Origin of the sequence: Streptomyces calidiresistens (genome assembly GCF_014141525.1) — a bacterium.
Lineage (GTDB): Bacteria > Actinomycetota > Actinomycetes > Streptomycetales > Streptomycetaceae > Streptomyces > Streptomyces calidiresistens.
In genome coordinates this window covers 1-904 of the sequence record NZ_VKHS01001325.1, presented here as the reverse complement: position 1 = coordinate 904, position 904 = coordinate 1, and the positions used below count along the sequence as shown (strand labels likewise).

The following is a 904-nucleotide window of genomic DNA, read 5'->3' as shown; positions in this document are numbered from 1 at the left end:
GATCGGCCCTGCCGGCAGGGTACTCCGGCCCCGGCCCCGGGCGGTACGCCCGCCGTGTCGGCGAGGTTGCGGGGGCGGGTCGGGGGATTCACCGGACGGCCGGCGATCCGGTGAGGGCCGCCCGGAACGGGCCGGGACCGGGGCGCCGGACCGGCGCGAGGGCACGGGGCGGCGTTCGGCACTGTCGGTGGCGGCCCGTATCCTCCGGTACATGCTCGATGATCCCCAGACCACGCAGACCACCGGAGACCGGTGGGCTCGGGGGGCGGACCCCGTCCCGGCGGGCGGTGGGACCCCCGTCGCCCCGGAGCGGTCCCCGCTGTCCGTCCCCGAGGGCTTCCCCTCCGGATACGCGGTGGTCGACGTGGAGACCACCGGGCTGGACCCGGAGGACCGCGTGGTGTCGGTGGCGGTCTACCGGGTGGACGGCCGGGGCCTGCCGCAGGACCACTGGTACACCCCGGTGAATCCGGAGCGGGATCCCGGTCCGGTGCACATCCACGGTCTGACCGCCGAGATGCTGGAGGCGGCCCCGCGGTTCCCGGAGATCGTCGAGGAGTTGTCGGAGCGGCTGACCGATCGCGTGCTGGTCGCCCACAACGCCCTGTTCGACTGGCGGATGCTCTCGCGCGAGTACGCCCGGGCCGGCCACCGGGCCCCGGTGACCCGGCGGTTGTGCACCATAGCGCTCGCCAAGGAACTGTCGTTGCCGGTGCGCAACCACCGGTTGGAAACACTGGCGGCCCATTACGGGGTGCGCCAGGAGCGCGCCCATCACGCCCTGGACGACGCCCGGGTACTGACCGAGATCCTGCGGCCGGCCCTGGAACGCGCCGTCCGCCTGGGGGTGGAGCTGCCGCTCCAGGAGTGCCGTCCGGTCACCCGCTGGCGGGAGGGCGGGGCG

At 74.9% G+C, this 904-nt stretch carries 1 protein-coding gene; it reads left to right on the top strand.

The window, feature by feature from the left end; translation table 11 throughout:
- Positions 1-211: 211 nt before the first annotated feature.
- On the top strand, positions 212-904 hold a 693-nt coding region (locus FOE67_RS27115; protein ID WP_182667458.1), incomplete at its 3' end, for an exonuclease domain-containing protein.